The sequence below is a fragment of the Streptomyces sp. NPDC048415 genome, from assembly GCF_040651675.1.
Classification (GTDB): Bacteria; Actinomycetota; Actinomycetes; order Streptomycetales; family Streptomycetaceae; genus Streptomyces.
Window position 1 is genome coordinate 46,748 of record NZ_JBEZKJ010000034.1, and the last position, 21,958, is coordinate 68,705.

General features: G+C 68.5%; 16 protein-coding genes. 9 read left to right on the forward strand and 7 right to left on the reverse strand.

Features of this window, described 5'->3' with window-relative positions; genetic code table 11:
* Window positions 1-177 precede the first annotated feature (177 nt).
* Genes AB0D27_RS22635 through AB0D27_RS22650 form a run of 4 tightly spaced genes read right to left on the reverse strand, consistent with a single transcriptional unit; the run spans window position 178 to window position 10,193 of the window.
* Window positions 178-6,141 carry an SAV_2336 N-terminal domain-related protein gene (locus AB0D27_RS22635; RefSeq protein ID WP_362511577.1) on the reverse strand — a complete coding sequence of 1,988 codons (5,964 nt, stop codon included), beginning with the start codon at window positions 6,139-6,141 and terminating at the stop codon, window positions 178-180.
* Window positions 6,134-7,144: an AAA family ATPase gene (locus AB0D27_RS22640; RefSeq protein ID WP_362511580.1), complete on the reverse strand. Its 1,011-nt coding sequence runs from the start codon at window positions 7,142-7,144 to the stop codon at window positions 6,134-6,136. Before AB0D27_RS22640 ends, AB0D27_RS22635 begins: the two co-directional genes overlap by 8 nt.
* Window positions 7,141-9,225, reverse strand: a complete 2,085-nt coding sequence (locus tag AB0D27_RS22645; protein WP_362511583.1) for a hypothetical protein — start codon at window positions 9,223-9,225, stop codon at window positions 7,141-7,143. Before AB0D27_RS22645 ends, AB0D27_RS22640 begins: the two co-directional genes overlap by 4 nt.
* Complete coding sequence (locus tag AB0D27_RS22650; RefSeq protein WP_362511586.1) at window positions 9,222-10,193, reverse strand: hypothetical protein; 972 nt, start codon at window positions 10,191-10,193, stop codon at window positions 9,222-9,224. Before AB0D27_RS22650 ends, AB0D27_RS22645 begins: the two co-directional genes overlap by 4 nt.
* Window positions 10,194-10,619: 426 nt before the next feature.
* Between AB0D27_RS22650 and AB0D27_RS22655 the strand changes: the two genes are divergently transcribed.
* Both AB0D27_RS22655 and AB0D27_RS22660 read left to right on the forward strand, forming a co-directional pair.
* Entirely contained in the window at window positions 10,620-10,889 is a 270-nt protein-coding gene (locus AB0D27_RS22655; protein WP_362511589.1) for a hypothetical protein, read from the forward strand.
* 460 nt (window positions 10,890-11,349) lie between these two features.
* Window positions 11,350-11,814 (forward strand): hypothetical protein, encoded by a 465-nt coding sequence (locus AB0D27_RS22660; RefSeq protein ID WP_362511592.1) that lies wholly within the window; start codon window positions 11,350-11,352, stop codon window positions 11,812-11,814.
* 66 nt (window positions 11,815-11,880) lie between these two features.
* On the opposite strand, the gene AB0D27_RS22665 is transcribed toward AB0D27_RS22660, so the two are convergent.
* Window positions 11,881-12,099, reverse strand: a complete 219-nt coding sequence (locus AB0D27_RS22665; RefSeq protein WP_362511595.1) for a hypothetical protein — start codon at window positions 12,097-12,099, stop codon at window positions 11,881-11,883.
* A gap of 156 nt (window positions 12,100-12,255) precedes the next feature.
* Here AB0D27_RS22665 and AB0D27_RS22670 point away from each other — a divergent pair, with 156 nt between their 5' ends.
* A complete protein-coding gene (locus AB0D27_RS22670; protein ID WP_352053890.1) occupies window positions 12,256-12,399 on the forward strand; it encodes a hypothetical protein in 144 nt (47 codons plus the stop codon).
* A gap of 65 nt (window positions 12,400-12,464) precedes the next feature.
* Here the strand turns inward: AB0D27_RS22670 and AB0D27_RS22675 are convergent, their stop codons facing one another.
* A complete protein-coding gene (locus AB0D27_RS22675; protein WP_362511598.1) occupies window positions 12,465-13,778 on the reverse strand; it encodes an MFS transporter in 1,314 nt (437 codons plus the stop codon).
* 428 nt (window positions 13,779-14,206) lie between these two features.
* A complete protein-coding gene (thpD, locus tag AB0D27_RS22680) occupies window positions 14,207-15,109 on the reverse strand; it encodes an ectoine hydroxylase (protein ID WP_362511601.1) in 903 nt (300 codons plus the stop codon).
* 331 nt (window positions 15,110-15,440) lie between these two features.
* Between thpD and AB0D27_RS22685 the strand changes: the two genes are divergently transcribed.
* From AB0D27_RS22685 to AB0D27_RS22710, 6 genes are all read left to right on the forward strand, one after another.
* The gene (locus AB0D27_RS22685; RefSeq protein WP_362511604.1) at window positions 15,441-16,016 is read left to right on the forward strand and encodes a CGNR zinc finger domain-containing protein; all 576 of its coding nucleotides are present in this window, start codon (window positions 15,441-15,443) and stop codon (window positions 16,014-16,016) included.
* A gap of 342 nt (window positions 16,017-16,358) precedes the next feature.
* A complete protein-coding gene (locus AB0D27_RS22690; RefSeq protein ID WP_362511607.1) occupies window positions 16,359-17,342 on the forward strand; it encodes a helix-turn-helix transcriptional regulator in 984 nt (327 codons plus the stop codon).
* Window positions 17,343-17,409: 67 nt separating this feature from the next.
* Entirely contained in the window at window positions 17,410-17,697 is a 288-nt protein-coding gene (locus tag AB0D27_RS22695; protein WP_362511610.1) for a hypothetical protein, read from the forward strand.
* A 358-nt stretch (window positions 17,698-18,055) separates the two neighbouring features.
* Window positions 18,056-19,342: a diaminopimelate decarboxylase gene (locus AB0D27_RS22700; protein ID WP_362511613.1), complete on the forward strand. Its 1,287-nt coding sequence runs from the start codon at window positions 18,056-18,058 to the stop codon at window positions 19,340-19,342.
* 47 nt (window positions 19,343-19,389) lie between these two features.
* Window positions 19,390-20,343: a 4'-phosphopantetheinyl transferase superfamily protein gene (locus AB0D27_RS22705; protein ID WP_362511616.1), complete on the forward strand. Its 954-nt coding sequence runs from the start codon at window positions 19,390-19,392 to the stop codon at window positions 20,341-20,343.
* Window positions 20,343-21,893 (forward strand): class I adenylate-forming enzyme family protein, encoded by a 1,551-nt coding sequence (locus AB0D27_RS22710; RefSeq protein ID WP_362511619.1) that lies wholly within the window; start codon window positions 20,343-20,345, stop codon window positions 21,891-21,893. The genes AB0D27_RS22705 and AB0D27_RS22710 overlap by 1 nt, the downstream gene beginning before the upstream one ends.
* The last annotated feature ends 65 nt before the right edge of the window (window positions 21,894-21,958 follow it).

Genomic DNA, 21,958 nt, shown 5'->3' on the forward strand with positions numbered 1-21,958 from the left:
TCCAGCCCGTCCACGGATGCTCGCTTCCGGCCGGGGCCAGCAGCCCGGCGAGAGCGCGGCCGGCGGCCTGCGAACTCGCTGACAACGGTAAGGTCCGGCGGATGAGGGCCAGCCCACCGCTGCCCTCCGGTCTCCCACTCCCATTGCCCTTGCCGGCAGTGCCGTACTCAAGGTCAGTCACCTGTGCCGCCACAACCATTCGGCGAACAGCCCTACTACGACCTGGTAGCGATCCCCGGCCGTACGGACGATGATCTCTTGGTGCAGCAGGGCGTCGATGACACGGCTGCCCATCGGCAATTGGCGTGCCATGTGGCCGTCCAAGTGCAGGTTCCCAGGGTTTCCCGTCAACCCGGCGGTCAGTACCTGCTGGACGACCGCGGCTGGCAGACCACCGACGGCGGCGTCGCCCGCATGGAGAAGGTTGTCGAAGGCTTCCGGGCGGAGCGACATGTCGCCCTCGACGAGCAGCGCCGCGACCTCATCGACGTCTGCTGGGCCGATCAGTGGCTGTCGCCGGGCGTTCACGCGATCGACGAGAACACGGCAGAGCATCTGGATGTAGTACGGGCTGCCCCCGGTCAGGTGGAGGATCCGCGCCACGGCATCCCCGCGGTAGCGGCTCGCTCCGTCGCCAAACACGATGGGCTCGGTGATCAGTTCTTCGGCGGATCTTTCGTCCAAGTATGAGAGACGTTGCTGGCGCGCCGAGCGGAACGCGTCGGGGAACGCCTTGAGGAAACGCGTCATCCTCTCGTCCCCGGCTACCACGCTCCCGAACAACCCGCCTTCCAGCATCGAGCGCCAGGAGTCCATAAAGTCCCCGGGCAGAGAACCACGTTCGATGGCTGCGTACAACATGGTGAACTCGTCCAGCAGCAGCGCCAACCGGAGGTTCCGGTATACCTCGTCCGCTCTCATGCGCCGGAGGACCCCGTGCATGTAGCTCTCGAAGCGGGCCTGAGGGGAATTGTTGTCGCGGAAATCGGCGAATACTGGCCGAGGGATGCCCAGGCCCGGCAAACCCTCATCCTCCAGATCCTCCAGGCGGTCGAAGAACGCGACGGCGATCTTGTACAGCAGTACGGCATGAGTCAGGTCGGGAGCGAGCTCGAGCAGGCTGAACTTCGCGGCGAGCAGACTGGGTGGAAGCCTGCGCTGCAACTGGTGGAAGACGGACGACTTACCGGCCCGTCTTTGGCCGTGGAGTACTACGTGCTCGCCGCGCTGGAGCGAGCCCGTCAGCTGCCGGATCAGCACATCCCGGCCGATAAACATGTTCTCGTCGTCCACAGGTCTGGCATCGTCATACGGGTTAGGGATCGGTACCCAGTCCTCGTGGTCGTTCGACTGCAGCGTGAGTGGCTCCGGCTCCACGGCTGCCTCGGCTGTCGACAGACGGCTCTCCGTCCTGGCCTGACTGGCAGTAGCGCGACGCTCGGCTTGCTCCGCTTTGGCGAGCTTTGCGGCTAGGTCCGCCGCCTCCCTGCGGTACTTGGCAGCCTTGGCACTCCAGATACTTGCCTCGTGAGCGGCTTTGTTCGCTTCGGCGTCGTGCCGCTGCGCGCTGTGCAGTCTGGCCGACTGGATGCTGGCACTGGCGGTCCTGGCCGCGGCCGACCGATCTCTTGTGGCTTTTGCTCGCCGGTCGGCTTCCTTTGTCTGGAATTCGCTGACCTTCTTTTCCGCGTCGGCGAGGGCCCGGTGCTTCGTGTCCAGTCGATTTCGGTAGGAGCTGGCCGCTGTGGAGGTGCTCTTGCGTGCAGAACCAGCTGCGAGCGCTCGTCCCAGTTCCTCGGTGGATCCCTGGTAAAGCCAGCCGGCTTCGGGTTCCGGTTGGGCAGGCGGTTCGAGCTGCACAAACCAGTCCTCCAAGATAGGGTCCAGCATCCCCGCCATCAGGGCGCGCAGGGTGTTGGACACGGCGAAGTGCACAGGTGAGGCGGCGAAGAGCTCCGCCTGGTGCACCTGCTGCCTGTAGGACGTGTTGCTGGCAAGCCGGACGGCCTGCGACACGGCTTCACCGACAAGACCCCTGGGCGTGTCCGCCACCTCTCCAAAGGAGGCCCCGACCTCGATCGTCACATCGTGATGCGCGATGACGGCGGTCTGCAGTTCGGACAACACGCGGCCCATGTCCTGCATGGGCGTCGGGCCGTCGAGCTTCACCAGCAGATCTATTCTCCGATCAGCCGCCACCGGTTCCTGGGCGACTACACCGTCGATACCTGCGCGGCGCATGATCGCGGTCAGGGAATCCCTGATGCCATGCGCCAACTCCAGTTGCAGGTGGGGAGCGTCTGTGCCGCTCCGACCGCTGACAATGTGAACTTCGACGGCGAGGCACACGGCATTTGATGCGGTCGAGGAATCGTCGGGCGGCCCGCTTTCTATGTCCTCCAGCTCGTACGGCGTCCTCATGTGTGTCGCCAGTGTCTGGCGGAAGCCCTGGTTCTGGAGGAGGAGCGCAGCAGGCAACGCCATGAGCTGGGGGCGCTGGGGGTGCCGTCGGGTGACTATTCCCGCGAAGAAGCCGTCGCATGACACCAGCGCACCCGGCGACGTCGCCAACGCGCCTACAGTGAAGGGCTTTGTGCCTTCGATGATGAGCATCACGTCAGTAGGCCGTGCCTGACCGTGCAGCTGAGTTGCTTTGCCCGACTGCCCGAAGCCGGTGACGCGCACAGGTGACATAAGCCCTTCGGGCAGGCGCCCCCACTTCAATCGGAGCGGCAGAAGTCGCTCCCAGCCGTCGCTGTCGAGGATGTTCTCGTCCGTAAGCACCAGGGCGGCGTCCATCCCCTGCCCCTTCCACACGGTTCGGAAGGTGATCTCCGTGCCGTCCGGGCCTACGATTCGCGACCGCGACCCCGCGGCATCCGTCATGTGGGCGCACGTCAGCACGAGACGGGGGGTCAGCATGATGCCAGCTTCATTGCCTGTGACTGTGCTGTTCGCCCCTCTCACCATGACGACACGCGGGGACTGATCGAAGGCCCGTGACTGGTCCACGGCCAGGGGGCCGGACGCCGGGTCGGTGTCTGTAGACAGATCCGCAACCGGCGCCGTCAGACGCTCTGTGGACGGCTGTTCCTCGCCTACCCGGCTGCCGTCTTCCGGGTCGATGGCGCTGCTGTGAACCTGCTCTCTGAGGCTGTTGGTGACGAGAATCTTGGCCTTCTCGTCAAGGGTGATCATGAAACCGTCGTCGAGTCGAGAGGAGCCCTGCTCAAGATGGTCGAGCAGCTGCCTGGTCGTCAGATCCGTCATGACCCGGAACTGGGAGTCGAGGCGGACCTCCTTGCGGTGGTGCCCGATGAAGTCGAGCACGGTGAGTACGGGCTTGCCCGGGAAGCGTGGAAGGCCGACACTCAGCTGCCGCAGGAACCGAGCGGTACTGGACGGTGGCCGCAGCAGGAGCAGGGTGTCCACCTCAGGAATGTGGATGCCTTGGCTGAGCGCGTCGACACAGAAGACGACTTGCAAGTCGCCGTTCCTGAGTGAGGAAAGTGTCCCGTGGCGCATTGCCGGGCGATCCCTCGCCGTGAAAGTAGCGACACGGAAGCCGGCGTCACGGAAGCGCCGAGTCATGAATTCGGCGTGTTCCACGGACTCGCAGAACCCCACAGCCCGCATGGCCCTCACGTCGGGAACCGTGTCCCGGACAGCGCGGATCACCAGCCCCGCCCGCGCGTCGTCACCAGTCAGCAGGTCGTTCAGCGAAGCCCGGTCGTACCGTCCTCCCTTCCAGTCCAGCCTGCGAAGGTCGGTACCGTCTGCAAAGCCGAAGTAGTGGACGGGAGATAGCAGATCACTTGCCAGGGCCTCCGGAAGACGCATCTCCGCAGCGATACGACCTTCGAAGAACACCTCGTGGAGGCCGGGGCCGTTCGCCCGTTCGGGAGCCGCCGAGAGGACGAGCAACTCTTTCGGCGCGAAGCGCTCCAGGATGTTGGCGAACATCCGCGTTCCTATGGCGTGGGAGTCGTCGATGACGATCACATCGAAGTGATCAGGCGGCAGCTGGTCCATGACTCGGTTGAGGGACTGCCACGTGGCGAACACGTGATGCCCCCGCTCGAGAGTCCCCGCGCCGTACAGGAACTCTCCGAACTGCGGGTTTGAGAGGACGACTTGGTAGGTCGGGCGTGCCTGGTCCACTGCTTCTACCGAACCCGCGACGAAGAGCAGACTCAGGTCTTGCTGGTGCTGCTCGCACAGATGCTGGTAGTCGAAGGCGGCCATAGTGGTCTTGCCGGTGCCGGGAGGAGCGACGAGGAGATTACGGTGCCGGTCGTGGAGTTCGCGCTCGGCGTTCAGACGGTCAAGCATGTGGCGCTGGTGGGCACGCAACATGAGCGCCCCGTCGAACTGGGGGTCGTGCGGCGCGACTTCCACGTCCGGTGCAGGCTCGGGGGGATCGTCCGGCATCGCTGGGGCGGGGGTCTGCTGGGCGTCGTCCTTCTGGCCATCGCCGGAACGGGCCGCGAAGCCGGGCAGGGCGTCGGGACCGGAGTAGGGCTCGATGGACTCGACGCCCAGGAGACGCGCTGTTGCCGCAGCCGCTCGGGCGACGGGCCGCAGCCCGGTGGGCAGCATCTCCTGGCTTGTGGGTGAGTGAAGTGCGGCGACGATTCCGTGCGGGGCCTGAGGGTGAGCCTTGAGGTGGTCGGTGAGGGCAAAGTGGGCGTCCCACGCCTGGTCGCGGCTCAGCAGCCCGCGCAGGTGTTCCGCCGCAGCCGGGTGGAACCGGTACACGATGTCTGCCCTCTCGTGCCGTGTTGCCGTGAGCAGTCCGGCGGTGAGGAACTCTGCGGTGTCGGCCAGGGCGGCGTCGGGGACAATGCGTTCACGCAGGACGTCGAGAACGGGGAGGGTGAACACGTCGAGTGATGAAGCGGCGATCGCCAGCCGGACGGCGGGGGAGTGCAGGTTGTCCGTGAAGGCCTGGGCCGCGGCCGTGACGTGTGCGTCGGTCGTCGGCGCATCGGGCGAGGCGGCGCTTGGCCGTGGACTGCGGTTTCTGGGGGGCACTCGCCCTGATGCCGGGACGAGGACGACTTCGCAGCCACTGGGGTCGGTACGCATCACGGCGTGTGCCCAGGCGAGGATCTGGTGGGCATCTATCTGCAGTACGGGCAGCGCCTGCCAGGGCTGCGTCCCTGGGGCGTCATTGCGGAAGAGGCGGGGACGGCGGTAGGCGAGGAGCCGTCCGGGGGATGCCGGGACCGAGGTGGTTGCGGTGGTCCGGGGCAAGTCGAGGCCGGAGCGTTGCCACAGGCGTTTGGGAAGCGGGTTGATCAGGGCCACGGGTGCCGTCCGCCCCCACGTGTGGAGCGTCTGCCACAGCTTGCTTCGACGCCAGGCGGGAGCCGCGCAGTCGGAGACGACGAGCAGGAGCCGGTGGGCGGGCTGGCTGTGGTGGGGATCGGACGGGTCCATGGGCAGAAGCCGGCCGTGGTGGTCGCGCAGTACGGGTTCGGCCTGCGGTGGATGCTCGAGGTGCCACACGCGGATGCTGCGGAAGGCGGACAGAGTGCGCAGCATCTGGGTGAGGGCGAGTGAGGTCTCGTCCCAGACAGCCATGGAGGTGCCGCGATCCACGACCACGACGGCCTCCAGCCAGGGCTCTGCGGCAGGCGCGAGCTGGGGGACGAGCACACCGGTACGTGTGTAGTGGTCGACGGTGGCGTCCAGGTCGAGGCGCTGGTGAACCCGGGATGGCCGAAAGCGGCGCAGCGGGCGCAGGGCACGGCCGATGCCGAGAGCGTTCGGCAGGGCCGGGGCGCGGCCGATGCTCAAGGGGCTGCCGGGGATCGAGTGGCTGCTGCTGTCGTCCTTCAACCAGACCGAGGCGACCCCTGAAGCGCCTGCGTCCGAACCGGGTCCAGGGGCCGGCGGGTCATCGCCGGAGTCATCGGTGTCCGCGTCGGGCTGCAGGGGCGCATCGGCGGCTGGCCCTTCGGCGGCCGAGGGCGGATCGGTGGGAATGTCTCCCATCCGGCTGGCGCCGGATCTGGCGGCGGCGAGAACAAGAGCGTCGAGAGCCTCCCGGATGTCCCCCTCCGCACCGGCGTTGATGTCGTCCAGGCCGACACGGGCCAGGGTGGCCAGCAGCTGTGCGGCCCGGTTCTCAGCCACGCCCGAGCCCTTGGAAGAGCAACTCCTGCAGCCGTGTCCGCTGCCCGTCGTCCTGGATGCGGTCGCCGCGCAGGAGGTGGACGGCGCTCAGCAACTGATCGACGGCGAGGTTCTCACCGCGGTTCAGCCGGTCCACGAAAGCGGTCACCAGAGTGTGGGTGGTGTCTTCTTCGACCTTTTCCAGGTGGGCCTCAACGACATTGGTGAGAGTCGAGACCGTGAGCGCGGGCATGTCGAAGCGCACACAGCGCCGCAGGAAGGGGGCAGGGAAGTCGCGCTCGCCGTTGCTGGTGAGGACGATGACCGGGAACTCCTCGCACTCCACCAGGCCGTTTTTGACGTCATGCCGGATACCGGGGTCGGCGGTGCGGACGGTGACATGCCTCCTCGAATGCCGGGCCAGTTCGGGAATCTCAAAACACCCGCGTTCCAGAACGTCGAGGAGGTCGCTCGGCAGGTCCAGATCGCTCTTGTCGATCTCGTCGATCAGCAGGGCGCGGGGGAGGGGGCCGGGCAGCAGGGCTGTGCCGAGAGGGCCGAGTTGGACGAAGTCCCCGATGTCGTCTCGTGCGGCACGGCTGGCGCGGCGCGCGGCCCGTCCGCGCTTGGACACGGCGGGACGATCGACGGCGCGGAGGTTGTAGGCGTGGATGCGGCCCAGGGCGTCGTAGCGGTAGAGCGCGTCGGCGAGGGTGCTGCGGGAGGTGATGTGCCAGCGCAGCACACTCCCGAGCCCGAGTTCGGCGGCGATCTGCTCGATGACGGAGGACTTCCCGGAGCCGGCCGGCCCGGTCAGCAGCAGAGGCCGGCGCAGATGGAGCGCGGCGTTGACCGCGTCGACCAGTTCGGGATCCGCGCGGTAGGTGCTCGCCGGGGACGGTGACTGCACTGCGTCGGCCACGCCTGCCGTGCCCGTCGGCGCGCGCCACGGAGGCGGGGGAGGAAGCCTCTGAGGCTGCTCAGGAATGCTTCCCGTACCCGTGTAGTACGGCGTCCAGTTCATGCCTGCTCCTTCGGCGTCACGTCTTGCGGGGCGACGACCGCCCGGCCGGCGCGCCGTTGGCAGAAGTCCTGCCAGTGTGCGTCGTGCCATGTCGTACGGATATCGGCCAGATGGCCGGGAACACCCTCCAGCTGCTCCTGGAAGGCACGCAGGAGCTTCTCCGGCAGCGAGTCCCAATGTTCCGCGACCGCATCCTGCAGCGCCGATGTGTCGCAGACGCTCCCATGCCGAGGCCAGATCAAGGCCGGGGTATGGATGAGGAGTTCCTCCAGCATGAGGTCGAAGTCCTTCTCCGGCAGGGCGCCCACTCCCCATACACAGCCGCCCACACGACGACGGTCGAGCAGCTCCTGCAGCCTCTCGACGCTGCTGAGGTCATCCAAGCCGAGCCACGAGGGGCCGCAACGGGCCTTGCTCTGCAAGGAGGACAGCAAACGACTGCCGGCATGCAGCATGTCGTCGAGGGGGACACCGGGCGGGGGCGTCAGCAGACCCGACCAGCGGGTCGTGACGTCGTAGTCGACGCCCAGCATGCGTCTGCCGCGGACCACTTTCCACTCCTCCGGAGGGGAATCCAGAAGCAGGGACGTCGGGACCGACACATCGACCGCCACCAGCCGCTCGCCCGCGGCCGCCAGCCAGGACAACGCCCACAGACGGGCCTCATCCAGCGCGGACACCAGGGCACCCGGCACCGGCCCGGGCTCGCACGGGAACTCTGCGGTGTGCACCACGGCCGAGCCGAACAGAAGCGAGGCCTCCACCCGGACGACGTCCTCACCGCCGTCGTCGGCGGCCACCAGGACCAGGCGGGGTGTTGCCCCGCTCAGTTCGATCAGCCGGCTGTTCAGAGCAGTGCCGGCACCCGACCTGGCCGCCCAGATGGCCAGTTGCCGCGGAAGGTCATCCTGAGGGCTGATCAGGTGGGCAAGGGCGGCGACGAAATGCACCAGCGTCCGGCTCTGTCCCGCAGGGGCGACGGCCGACTGGCACAGGACCGCGTACTCCACCATGTCACGCAGGGAAGGGCAGGGCAGCCGTACCACCACCTCCAGCGGGAACCCGGCACGCACCGCCGCCTTGCGGAGCAAGTCATCGGTTAGAGCGTCCCCGAAGGTCTCCTCGAGGACGGTGACGGCCACAGCGCAGACACTCAGATCATGCTCGAACTCCACCACCCGTTGGAGCGCGGGGTGGCCAAGGCGCTCCGGCTCCAGCCCGCCAAGCCACTCCTTCAGCTGTTCCTGGCTGATGATGCCGTACGTGCCCTCCAGTGGGTTCAGCAGCTTGTGCAGCCTCTCGCACGCCAGCGGACCGAGAGAACCGGCGGCGCGCCGGCTCGCGGACCGGACATTGTGGGCCAGCCACAGCGATTCACCGGACGCGGGGGCGCCGTCGAACATGAAGCCGCCGGGCTCCTGGGTGTGGATACGGCTGCGCAGTTCCTTGATCAGCTGGTCGTCGACGGCCAGGAGCTCGCCGGCGTTGGGCACCCCGCTCTCCAGCAGCTTGGCGAGCTGGACACTCAGGTTCATGTCCCAGGCCGGCAGGTGGGCGGAGGCGGCGAACAAGAGCGACAGACGCAGACCGCCCTGCTGAAGCCCCGCCGTCGCGGACTGCGGATCCAGAAGTGCGGCGGCCGCGTGGCAGGTGTCGATGACGGCTATCAGACCACTGGGTCCGGTCTCGTTCGTCACCGTGCCGATCAAGGAGGGCACATGCACCTGGCGGATCGCTCCGTCCTGGGCGCTGCCCGAGGTGACGAAGTACAACGGGCCACCACAGCCCCCCATTCCGTGGCCCAACAGCGCCAGGATCAGCGGGCTGCCGTCGTCCTTGGCCCGGCCGACGGCGGTAGCGAGGGCCTTTTCGACAGCCGTTTTGCCCAGGGCGGTGCCCACTAGCAGGGACCCTGCTTCACCCTCACCGCGGTCGCGGCAGGCACCGAGATCCGGGTCCACCAGCGCCCGGTGCAGGCGGCGCGCCGCGTCTTCCAGACCCGGCAGTTCCTCCGCGCCCCGGCACTGAGCTCCGATCACCAGCACATGGCGGGACACCACTGATGTGACAGCGCCTGTCACGGCACAAGAGCCTTGACGATCGGCCCGGCCACCTCCCCGTGCTCCAGATACTTGGTTGCCGTATGGGTCCACACCCCAGCGGACTTCACGGCCGCGGTGTGCGCCTTCACCCCTCGGCCGCTCGGCGCGATCCAGTCCGCCAACCGGGGACGCCCGACCACAATGTCGTTCCGGTCCCAGAAGTTGAGCCACGCCCCCACCTCTTCCGGGCAGGACGGCGGCCGCGGCACCAGACGCTGCAGGACCACGCCGCCGAGCGCGAGAGGGGAGCCGAGCGTCACCCACAGTGCGACCGGCCCCCGGTATTCATGCAGCGCTTCGTAGGCCACGACCGTGCCCAGGGAATGCGAGACCACGACGAGCGGACGGGCGGGATCCAGTCCCTCCAGCACCCGGGAGCGGACGGCCGCGCCCAGAGCAGCCCTGTCACCGCGCCGACTCAAGTACCGCGCAACCTGGGAGAGATGCAACGCGAACGCCTGACCGTTCGCCCATTGCGCGCTCTGGCGAAGACCAGGCAGCTGCACCAGCGTCGTGGTCACCCAGACCAGCCGCCGTGCGAACGCGCCCGCCCCCTGCGCCTGGCTGCCGGATGAGAGCCCGTCGAGCTGGTGCCGGGCCTGCTCGATGAGCCGGGCGTCGCGCGTACCGGTATCCGGTGGGAACTGCTCGGCAAGCTCATCCACCATCGCCTCCAGCAAGCCGGCAAGCACCTGCTCCTCGAACGGGTCCAACTCCTCGCCCAGCGCGCCTCCTTGAGCTCCCTTGGTGGTGAACAGATCGCTGTAGTCGGCGAAACGCACATCCGCCAGCCAGCCTTGGGTGAGCGCCGAGACCAGTTCCGGCTGTCCGGCCGCCCGCACGCCGGTGGCCAACGCCTTCAGCCATTGCCGTCGTTCCGTCTCCGCGTTCCGGAGTCCGCCGATTCCGTGAACGAGCACGAGTTGCGGATGCGCCGTCGCCACCATGAGCCTCCCCCGGGCCTTACTGTGCGAAGGCCATCCTGCCCTGTGAAGAGCCAAGGACGGTACTTGAAGCGCCGAACACGGCCGCGGCGCTCGCGAACATCGCACCGCCCTCCCGCGCCCAGACGCCGAGTCAACTGTGGCCGAATCGGCGGGCGTTGACGACCGACAGCAAGGAAGGCCCCGGTCCCTGGTCCACGGTTGCCCGGCCAGCGGTCGGGCACGCGCAGGAAGACGGATTCGCCGGCCGGCGAGCAACCTCCGAGACGGTGCACGCTCTGGACGGTTTCGGGTCAACCCGATTTTCATGGGCCCTGAGCAGGGACAAACGAGGGATCCGCATTCTCAGCTGGTGAAGACGTCGGCATGGAGGGGAGCCGGTCCGACTGGCCCGTGAGAGCCGGGCCCCGACCCGCTCTGGAGTTGCTCATGTCCGCCCTGCCCCTGTCCGCCGATCCCGAGCCGTCGGCGTCCTGCTCCACCCCCTTCCCGGCCCGCGCCCCGCGCCCCCGGCACGGCCGGCTGGGCATCCCCGAGGTCGTGGTCGTCGTCGGGGTCGTCCTGGTTCTGACCGGTCTGGTGGTCGGCAACCGGCCCGTCCCGGCCGCGCTGGTGGTCGCCGCCGCCGTCGCTGACCTGATTGCCGGCCGCCGCCCGAACGGCCTGTCCGGCCGGCCCTCCCGCTGCCGCAACCGGTGACGATGGGCCGCCCCGCCAAGCCCATCGACGCCCGTGCCCGGCCCCGACTGCGGGACCTGGCCGCATACTTGCGCCAGCTCAAGGACGAGGCCCACGCCACCTACACCACCCTGTCCCAGCGCACCGGCCCCGCCCGCTCGCCGGGGTACCGCGGGGCCTCCACTCTCAGCCAGGCCGCCTGCGGCACTCACCTGCCCCCGCTCGAGACGGTCCTCGCCTATGCCCGCGCTGCCGGTGACCCCGGCAGCGCGGGCCGTGCAACAGCGGGAAGCGACAGCCCGGAAACTGTGGAAGGCGGCCGCGATCGAGAAGGGCCGCCCGCACCTGGCTGGCCGCGGCCTGCGGACCCGGCAGGTCCGCACCGCGACCTCTCTGGGCCAGGCCCTGACTCGGCTGCGCGCGGGCCGGCCAGCCCTCATACAGCGCCATCGAGCGGGCGACCGACGCCAGCGGGCACCGCGTGCCGCGCTCGACAGCCCACCTGATCCTGGGCGGGGACGTCCTGCCCAGTCACGAGCAGCTGGCCTTCGACGTGACCGCCGCGGCCGCCGCCGAGTGGCACGCGGTCCTCGACCGCATCGAGCACCGCCTGCAGCCGCCCCCGCCGCCCGCGCGGGGAGGCTATACGTGCACGGACGACGACCCGGTTGTGCAGGAGTACCTCGAGCGCCGGGACCGCGACGAGGAGATCAAGCGCCGCACCGGGCAGATCCATCCGGACGAGACGTACGAGGACCACGAAGAGCGGATGTACGAGAGGGCGCAGCGGCAGGCCGCGGACGACTTGCTGTACGAGGACTACGAGGAACCCGAGGACGAGACCAAGCCGGAGGACGAGGCCGAGAAGGAGGCCGCCTTCCGCATCCAGTTCAAGGCCATGGTGGAGCGCGCCAACCCCACGGGGCCAGTTACCGACCGTCCCTGACGGTTCCTGGCCCGACTGCCTGCCGCTCTCCGCCCACCGTCGCTTGCAGGGCAGGGCAGGGCAGGGCTAAGCCGCCTCGGAGAGGACGTCGGCGAGCAGGGCGGGGACTGGGGGGCGGGGCTTCTCGCCGTCGATCCAGCGGCGGATGCGGGTCGCGTCCGGTGCGATCTGGCGGTGGCCTCGGGCTTTGCCCGCCACGGCGATCCGCCGGGCGACCTCGCCGTGGGACAAGCCGGACGCTGAGATCCACAGCGCCAAGTGCGGATTGCCGGATCTGCTGGCCATCGACGCTTCGCCCTCTCCGCTTTCTATATACGGAGCGTGGTATTTCCGCCACGGTTCGCACCTCTACGGTACTGGCCAGGAGAGGTGCGGGGCACCGATTCTGTGCAGGCGGCAGCCGCCCGGCTGACCGCGTTCGGCAAGGGGAAAGGGAATCGCATGGCGACGCTTGCACCCGAGGCTCCGTGGGCGATGCGGCTGGTCACCAACCGGCTGCCGGTCGGCCCGCCGTCCTACGCGACGGTGACGCTCGACGCGACACGCAGACCGCCCGCTACACCGACACCGTCGGCCAGCCGGTAGATCGCGGAACGCGGGTGGTCACCGGCGGACCGGTGGCCGCCCGCGTGACCCGCGGGGCGCTCGGGCTACGCCTTGAAGACGCCCCGGTTGCAGCGCAGCGCCGCCACGACGACGGCGATGATGACCGCCGTGATGACGGCCGTCCCCACGACCGAGCCGGTGGCGGCGAAGATGCCGCCGAAGCCGGCCACGCCCAGCGCCGCGCCCACAGCGAGGGCCGTCTCCTGGAGGGCCGCGGCGCGCGCGACGTCCTTCGGCGGGACGCTGCCCAGCAGGTAGGCGTCGCCGGAGGCCATGGAGACGCCGACGCCGAGGCCGATCAGGAAACTGGCGGGCCACAGGCCGACGAAGGCGGCCACGATGAGGCCGACGGCGCAGGTGGCCAGGCTGACCTGGAGCATGTGCACCGCGGTGAAGCGAGCCTGGAGCTTGTGGAACGCGAACCCGCCGAGGGAGACCCACAGGGCCAGGACCGAAACCGGCACGATCGACAGGAGCGAGTCGGCCTCCGCGCTGAACAGGAAGACCGATCCCGTGTAGCTGGCGGAACTCACGACGAGCGCAAGGGAGGGCGCGCCGAGCCGGGAGAAGCTGAGCATCCGTACGTCGATAAGCGGGTCGCGCGAGCGGAGCTGCCGCGTGCAGAAGACCGCCAGGACCAGGCAGCCCGCGGCCGTCGCGAGGAGGCGCCCGAACGCGGCGCCATGGCTCTGCAGACCGGCCACGAAGAGTCCGAAGCCCACGAAAGCGAGGGCGGAGGAGGCGACGTCGACCTTGGTCGACGAGGCCTGTCCCAGAGTGATGCCGCGCAGCAGCGCGGTGGCGAGCACCCCGCACACCAGGGCGACGGCGGCGGGCAGCCAGAAGAGCATCGTGTAGGCGTCCATGCCGACGAACGCCCGGCCGATCAGAGGTCCTGCACCGGCTCCGATGGCGTACGTGGTGATCCACAGGGAGTAGCCGAGAGTGCGCTCCGACGTCTCGGGCAGTCCACCGATGACCGAGGCGACGCTGGAGACGATCAGCGCGTAGCCGAAGCCTTGGATGAACCGGCTCCCTGTCCACATCGTCGCCGAGTCCAGCAGTGCGGGACTCGCCCCCGCGAGGGCGAAGACGAAAAGGCCGGTCGCCAGCGTCACACCGGGACCCAGGCGTGCGCCCAGACGCGAGCCGAGGACGACGCAGGAGGCGAGGGCGATCGTGTACCCGTCGATGAACCACAGGCGCCATGAGTCGGTCAGGACCGGCAGGTCGTAGGCGATGGAGTTGAACAGCGTGGAGTCCACACCGCCCAGGAACATGGGGACCAGCAGCAGCAGGAAGAGGACCTTCTTCGACACGGTGGTGGACCGCGCTGGAGCAAGGACAGTTCCGGTCATGGCAGACCTCGTCTCAGTTGGCTTTCTTCGGCGAGCGCAGCAGGAGGAGGACCCTTGCGACGACGCCCGGCAGGACTGCTAAATCCGCAGTCGGTCTTCTCTCTCCGAGCCCGGTGGGACGTGCGTGCGCCGCGCGGTGGGCCGCAGGGCACTCAGGGCTGGTTTTCGAGGGCGCCATGAAGTCTCCGAGTCGAAAAGTGAACCACCTAAGACGGTTCTACCAGTCCGTGATTCCTACGGCAACCGGCCAAGCCGGTTCCACGCTCCTGCCTGGGGCGCCGCGCGAGTAACGCGTCGGAGGCCGACCCCGCGGCGGACCGGCGGCCGCAACTACGCAAGCCGGGCCCCGGCCCGTGCGGCGCCCGGAGAGGGGGCGCCACGGCCGGGGCCAGCACGGCCTCACCTGTACGGCGACGGGCGCGGGTGCCCTACATGCCCCGCGGGTAGGGGAATTCGCGGTTGCTGAGGTACTGCGGACGCGGCGCGTCCGCAGCGTAGGGTGCCCCCAGCGTGTTCTCCACGCTGTTGTAGACGATGAAGATGTTCGAGCGCGCGAACGGCGAGAGGTTCCCGTTGGAGCCGTGCAGCAGGTTGGAGTCGAACATCACCGCGGAGCCGGCGGGACCCGTGATCTGCTCGATCCCGTGCTCCTCCGCCATGCGCGTCAGGTGCTTGCGGTCCGGGGAGCCGACGCTGGGGGCGGCCACGCGGAGCGACTCCTTGTGGTAGTCCTGCGGGGTGGCCCCGACCGTGGGGACGAACGTCTTGTGGGTGCCGGGCATGACCATGAGCGGGCCGTTGAACGGGTGGTTCTCGGTGAGGGAGATCGAGACGCTGAACGCGCGCGGCCGGGGCATGCCGTCCTCGGAGTGCCAGGTCTCGAAGTCGGAGTGCCAGTGGAACGGGGCGCCGCCGAACCCCGGCTTGTAGTTGACCCGGCTCTGGTGGATGTAGACCTCGGAGTCGAGTACCTGGCGGGCGATGTTCATGAGCCGGGGCGACCGGAGCAGCTCGGCGAAGATCTCGCTGACCTTCTCGACCTCGAAGACGGAACGGACCTCGTCGGACTCCGGTTCCAGGATGACGCGCTCGCTCGCGCGCAGCGCCGGGTCCTCGCCGAGGCGCCGGAGTTCGGAGAGGTAGAGGTCCACCTCCTGCGCGGAGAGCAGGTCGTCGAGGACCAGGTAGCCGTTGGACTCGTACTGCTTGAGCTGCTCGCCGTCGAGCGGGCCCGGAGCCTCCCCCCACACCGACGGGTCCGTCCGCGGCTTGGGAACGGCCTCACCGAGGACTCGGGTCGGATACAGGTCGGGGCGCTGAGCGACAGTCATGTACTTTTCTCCTTTTCAGGGGAGCGGCGGCTTTTTCTGCCCGTATAGGAGCGCAATTCATCGGCTCGCGGGGCGAGGTGCCGGAATTCCAAGGCCTTTTTTCTCGCGGCTCATTGGTCCGTCCTCCGGCCCTTTCGATACTGCAAGCTCGCAGAGAGTAAAGAAAGGGTCTTCGAGTGTCCTGAATCGTCCTTGGCCTAATCAGGACCGCGAAGTGCACCGTCCGTCCACGGAGACGCGGACGCGGGGTGCCGTGCCCTCCAGCAGCGCGGAACCACCTGGAGCAGTTCTCTTGCTTGTCCTCGACATGGCAACCGGCTAAGGTGGTTCCATGTCCGTCAAGCGATTCCCCGAGTTCCGTCTTGGCAAGGTGCTGGCGACCAGCTTCACGGCGACCCTCACCGAACGCTGCGGTGAACCCGTCGAACGCATTCCCGTCCCCGAGCGGCTGGTCGACTGGTTGGCGGTCAACGGGCTCAAGGTCGTTTCGTGCAGCGATTCCCAGCTGGAGCATGCTCGGCAACTGCGTGAAGCGATCCACGAAGCCGCCACCGCCGTCGCGACGCAGGTCCCCCCTCCCGCCGCAGCCATCCAGGTCATCAACGACTGCAGTACGGGCGGCCAGGCCTCGGCGGTCCTTTCGCCCCGAGGCGAACAGGAGTGGTACCTGGGTTCCGCCTCCGTCGAGGACGCCCTCAGCGTGATCGCCGCCGACGCGGTCGACATCGTCTCGGGCGCGCGCGAGGGGAGGATGGCGTTGTGCGCGTCCCCGACGTGTCGGGCCGCCTTCTTCGACACCAGTCGGGGCGCCACGCGCAGATGGTGCGAGATGAACACCTGCGGGAACCGCGAGAAGAAGGCACGTTTCGTCGCCAACAAGCGCCAGGAGCCGAGCCGCGCCGGCTGAAGTCGCACCGGGCGCCGTTCTACGCCGACGCCCTCCTGCCTCATGGCCGTCCCTCCCCATCAGGGAGGTGCCCGACCCAGCCGCACGGTGGCCGGGGCGCCCCGTGTTCGACCGTCGCAAGCGAGTAGCCGCGCCATCGTCGCTCATCCCGACCGCGTCCAACGCCAGGACTTGCCTCGTGCGTTGGAAGCGGCCCGCGCCGCAGTGTGCTGCTCGCAAGTTCGGAATGCTGCCGCTCGACAACCGTCGGGCGCTGTAGACGACGAGGACAGGGCGTCGTTGCCACCAGGCTCCCGCACCCCCTCGTCCCGCCACCGCACGCAGGTGCAGAGAGGGAAGTACATGCTGGACGTTCTGAAAATCGACGCCACCGCGGAAGTGGTCTACCGCGAGATGCTGGCGCATCCGCAGGAGGGCGTGGCCGAGCTGGTGCGCCGGCTCGAACTGACCGAGCAGGACGTACGGGCAGCACTCGACACCCTCGGCGAGATGGCCCTGGTGCGGCACTCCCTCGAAGACCCTCAGAGCTTCCACGTCGTGGAACCTCACCTCGCCGCGGAGATCCTGCTCGCCAAGGAACGGGCCGACCTCGCGGCCCAGCAGCAGCGCGTGCAGGAGGTCCAGGCCGCCGCCTTACAGCTCAAGTCGGAGTTCACCCAGGAGAGTCCCAAGGACGAGGTGCACCGCCTGACCGGGGTCGACTCCGTACGCGACTACCTGGCGGCGCTTCACAACGAGGTCCAGCACGAGCTGCTGACCTTCGCCCCGGGCGGAGCGCAGACGGAGGCCAACCTGCGCAGCTCGCGCCCGATCGCGGACGCCCTGCTCGCGCGAGGGGTGCAGATGCGCACCGTGTACCTGGACAGCGTCCGCAACGATCCCCTCACGGTCGCGCACGCGGACTGGCTCGTCGAACGGGGCGGCCGCATACGCATCGCGCCTTCGCTGCCGAACCGCCTGATCATCTGCGACAAGAAGATCGCCATCGTCGCCGTCGACTCAGGCGACACCTCGGCCGGGGCGGTGGTCCTCGGGACGGCTGGAGTAGTGTCGTCCCTGTACGCCCTTTTCGAGAATATTTGGCAGGCCGCCCAACCCATGGGAGAGAGCGCCCAGTCGAGTGACGAACAGGGCCTCAGTCCGCAACAACTGGAAGCCCTGAGGCTGTTGTCCCTCGGGCACACCGACGACTACGTTGCGGCGCGGCTGGGCGTGTCAGGCCGCACGGCACGCCGAATCGCCACGAAGCTCATGGGCCACCTCGGCGCGCGAAGCCGGTTCCAGGCCGGCCTGCACGCGGCTGCTAGGGGCCTCATCCGGCCGTGACGGCCCGTACGTCGCCGATCGACAAGCAGTCGAAAGGGAATGGCCATTCGGACAGGACACCCCACTCATGTACCTCGTACAGCTCACCCTTGCACCCTCGGGCGATGTCCACCCACCCGCTGAGATCAAGCAGGCGTTCTACGACGCGGCGCCGGACGTCGTCGACCACGTCACCGTTCACACGCAGACGCGGCCCCACCTTGTCGTCAGCCTCTTCCTCCGCGCCGCCTCCTTGGACGAGGCCGAGGCGGCGGCGAAGCGGATCTGGCAGCACGCGACCACCAGCTGCAGCCCTCTGGCCGCCTGGTCCCTGCGGCGGGCCGAAGTGCCCCTCCACCCCTACGACGTGGAGTGAGCCCGGCTCCTCTCGACGCCCGTGCCACGCGCCGCCGCTGCCCGCGCCGGGCGGTGCGTGGGACCTGCATGCACATTTTTGCGTGTCCCAAACGGTCCAGCCCGGAGAATGTCGCGATCGCCGTGGCCCTTTGGCCGGATGACTAATCCGACCGCAGTCCTGAACAGGTCAGGACCCATTTAGGCCAACCGTCCTCCCTTCCCTCGCCGCTGCGAACATCGCAGACTCGTTATCGCCGGACAGCAAACCAGCGAGAGGCGAGTCATGAAAGAGCGAATGTTCATCTCCGATAGCTCACCGGTGGAGAGGGGAATTCCTTGCCTCTCACCCGAAGACGACGGCGGGTGGCAGTGACCGTATGACGACCTCGAAGAACAGTGTCCAGGGAAATTCGATGGCGGATCTCGCCGAGAAGTACGGCACCCCGCTGTTCGTCTACGACGCGGACGTCCTCGCGGACACGTACCGCATGTTGCGCGGCCTGCTCCCCGCCGGCGCCGACATCTTCTACTCGCTCAAGGCGAACCCGAACATCAGCGTCTGCGCCCTGCTGAACTCGTTCGGTACGGGAGCCGAGGTCTCCTCCTACGCCGAACTGGCCACCGCCCTGCGGGCGGGAGTCGACCCTGGCGACATTATCTTCCTCGGCCCCGGCAAGGACGAGAGGGAGCTCACCGCGTGCGTCGAAGCCGACATTCACGCGATTGTCTGCGAGTCACTGGACGAACTCGACCTGCTCGACTCGCTGTTGGCAGCGGCAGGACGTGACGACTTCCCGGTGCTCCTCCGGGTGAACCCGGCCTTCGGCAGCAAGGGGTCCGGGCTGGCCATGGGCGGTAAACCCCGGCAGTTCGGCATCGATGAAGCCGAACTGCGCGGTTCCAAGCACCGCCTCGCAGCCCTCCGCAACGTCCGAGTGAAGGGCGTGCACGCGTACATGGGGACGCGGTTTCTTAACCACGAGGACGTCGTCGAGAACACCCGGCGCATCCTCGCCACCGCGGAGGACCTGGCCGGACAGCTCGGTTTCCCTCTGGAGACCGTCGACTTCGGCGGCGGACTCGGCGTCGCCTACTTCGAGAACGAGGAGGACCTGGACCTCGATGCGCTGGGCGCCGGCCTCGCGGAGGTCATCACCCCCTTCTCGGTGCGCAACCCAGACTGCCGGATGATCATGGAACTGGGCCGCTTCCTCACTGCCACGGCCGGGACGTATGTCGTCCGCGCCCGCTACGTGAAGGAGTCCATGGGAGAGAGCTTCGTGGTGGCCGACGGCGGCACGAACCACCACATGGCAGCCGTCGGCGTCGGCAGCTTCGTCAAGCGCAACTTCCCGGTCCGCCACCTGGAAAACCGGGCCGCCGGAGCCTCGCGCCCCTACAGCGTGACCGGACCCCTGTGCACGCCCAACGATGTCGTGGCCAAGAAGGTCCGCCTGCCGGAAGTACGGCCGGGAGACCTGCTCGCGGTGGAGCGGTCCGGAGCCTACGGGCCGACCGCCTCACCCGGCCTCTTCCTGAGCCACGGCTTCCCGGCCGAGGTGCTCGTCCACGGCGGGCGCGCCCACCTCATCCGGGAGCGCGACACGACGGAGGACCTGCTGGCGAAGCAGCGCCTCGTCGATCTCCGCGCCGCGTCCGCCTGAACACGTGATCCGTATGGACACCTGATCCGAACGAGAACCTGATCCGAATGAGAACCGCAGCGAAGCAAGCTGCGCGAGTCGGACTGGACGTACTCGACCGCTCCGAACTCCGCCGCCTCATCGAACGACCCTGGTTCTTGCGCTTCAGTTTCGCCCCGGAGGAAATAGCCCACGCCGAGACCCTCGGCGAAGATCGCCGCCTGGAATTCCTGGCCGGTCGGTTCGCCGCCAAAGAGGCCCTCCTCAAAGTCCTGGGAATCGGTTTCCTACAAGGTGTGACGCCACGGGAGATTTACGTGGAACACACCGCGCACGGCGCCCCTGTCGTCCACCTCCGCGGACGAGCCGCGCAACTGACCCCGTCATCCGTCTCGGTCTCCATCACTCATAAGCAGAACGTCGTGGCCGCCGTCGCCATCAGCCTCCCCGAGGCCCTTGGTGCGACCGCCGACGACCCCACCGGCGAAGCAGCCGGAAACGGACGAACCGAACCCACTGCACCGAAGGAGCTTGACGCCGTGCCGCCGCCGAACACTCCCGTGACCGCGACCATCGGGACCAGTACCCGTGACGAGCGAGAAACGCAGACCACCGCCTTCCTCCGCGTACGCGTCGGCCAGGAAGAGGCTCACTACGGGGGCAATCTCGTCGACGGTGCGCGCATCTTGCGCCTGTTCGGCGACCTCGTCACCGAGATCACCGTCCGCACGGACGGTGACGAAGGACTGCTGGCCCAGTACAGCGACATCCGCTTCACCGCACCCGTGAGGCCTGGCGACTACATCGAGGCGCGCGCACGGCTGGTGCGCCAGACTCGACTGCGCCGCGTGGTCGAGCTGGAGGCGCACAAGGTCATCCGCGCCAGCCCCGAAGAGGCCGACAGCGCCGGCGAGGTCCTCGACGAGCCTCAACTCGTGTGCGCTGCGACCGCCACCACCGTTGTACCCCACCGCCGGGCACACACGGCGACCGCCCGCACCCCCACGGCCGAGGAGGCCTGATGCCCCGCACTCCGCAGCTCCTGCACGAGATACTGGACCGAGCCGCCGACCGCGATCCGGAGTCGGCCGCACTGAGCTCACGCGATCGCGGCCTCACCTACCGGGAATTCGCCACCGCCACCACCGCCATGGCCGCCCGCCTGCGGCGCGAGGGCCTGCGGCGCGGCGACCGGATCATCGTCACCGCCTCCGACGGCATCGGCATCGCCATCCTGGTCTACGCCGCCTCGCGCGTCGGCGCCGTCTTCAGCGTGCTCCACGAGCAAGTACGCGGCGGGCCGCTGGAACACGTCCTGCGCGACTGCGAGCCCGCGCTGCTGGTCTCCGACGACCTCGACGCCGGACGGACCGCCGCCGAGCACGGCGTCCGCTCCCTCGTGCTCGACGAGCTCGTGCGCACGGCACTCGACGCGGACATCGCCGAGGCCGCTCCCCCCGCCGGCCCGAACGCCCTAGGCGTGGACCCTGTCAGCCTGATCTACACCTCGGGCACCACCTCCCTGCCCAAGGCCGTGGTCAGCACCCACCAGCAGGTGCTATTCGCCGCCACCGCGATCCAGGAGTGCCTGGAGTACCGCAGCGACGACGTCGTCTACTGCCCGCTCCCGCTCTCCTTCGACTACGGCCTCTACCAGGTCTACCTCGCGGCCCTCAGCGGCGCCCGACTCCACCTGGCCACGGTCGCCGAGGTCGGCCCCCCGCTGCTGCGCAGCCTGGAGGAGGCGGGCGCCACCGTCCTGCCCTCCATGCCTTCCGTCTCGGACCGACTCGCCTGGCTGCTCAGCCGCAGCAGCGGGGGGCCGAGCCGCCTACGCCTGCTCACCAACACTGGTGCGGCGCTCTCCGAGCCCACCATGACCGCGCTGCGCGCCGCCCTGCCCCACCTGCGAATCCAGGTGATGTACGGCCTCACCGAGTGCAAGCGCACGGCGATCATGCCCCCCGATGGGGACCTGGACCACCCGGGCTCCTGCGGGCTGCCGCTGCCAGGCACCGAGGTCTTCATCCTCGACGACGACGGAGACCGGCTGCCCGCGGGAGAGATCGGCCAGATCGTCGTCCGCGGACCCAACGTCATGGCCGGGTACTGGCGTCGCCCCGAGCTGACCGACGAGCGCTTCCCGCGCACGGAGGGGCTGTTCCCCGAGCTGCACACCGGCGACTACGGCTGGCAGGACAAGGACGGCTACCTCTACTTCTCCGGCCGCAGGGACGACCTCTACAAGGAGCGCGGGTTCCGCCTCAGCACCACCGAGGTCGAGGCCGCCGCGACCCGGGTCGACGGAGTGACCTCTGCCGCCGTACTGCCTCCCGAGGGCAAGCGGACCGCGCTCCTCGCCGTCGTCGCGGACCTCACCGCCGGCCAGGTGCGCGAGGGCATGCGGGACCACATCGAACCCTTCAAGATCCCGCGCCGCTGCGTCCGCCTCGACGCCCTGCCCACCAACGGCAACGGCAAGGTCGACCGCAAGAAGCTGGCCGCCTTGATCGAACAGGACCCGCCCGCCTCGGTCACCACAGAGGCCCTCCAAGCGCGCCTGGCCCACTGACCCCTGTACGCCCCACCAGAGCAACGCCCGAGAACGACAACCACCCGACACACGTGAGGAACTGA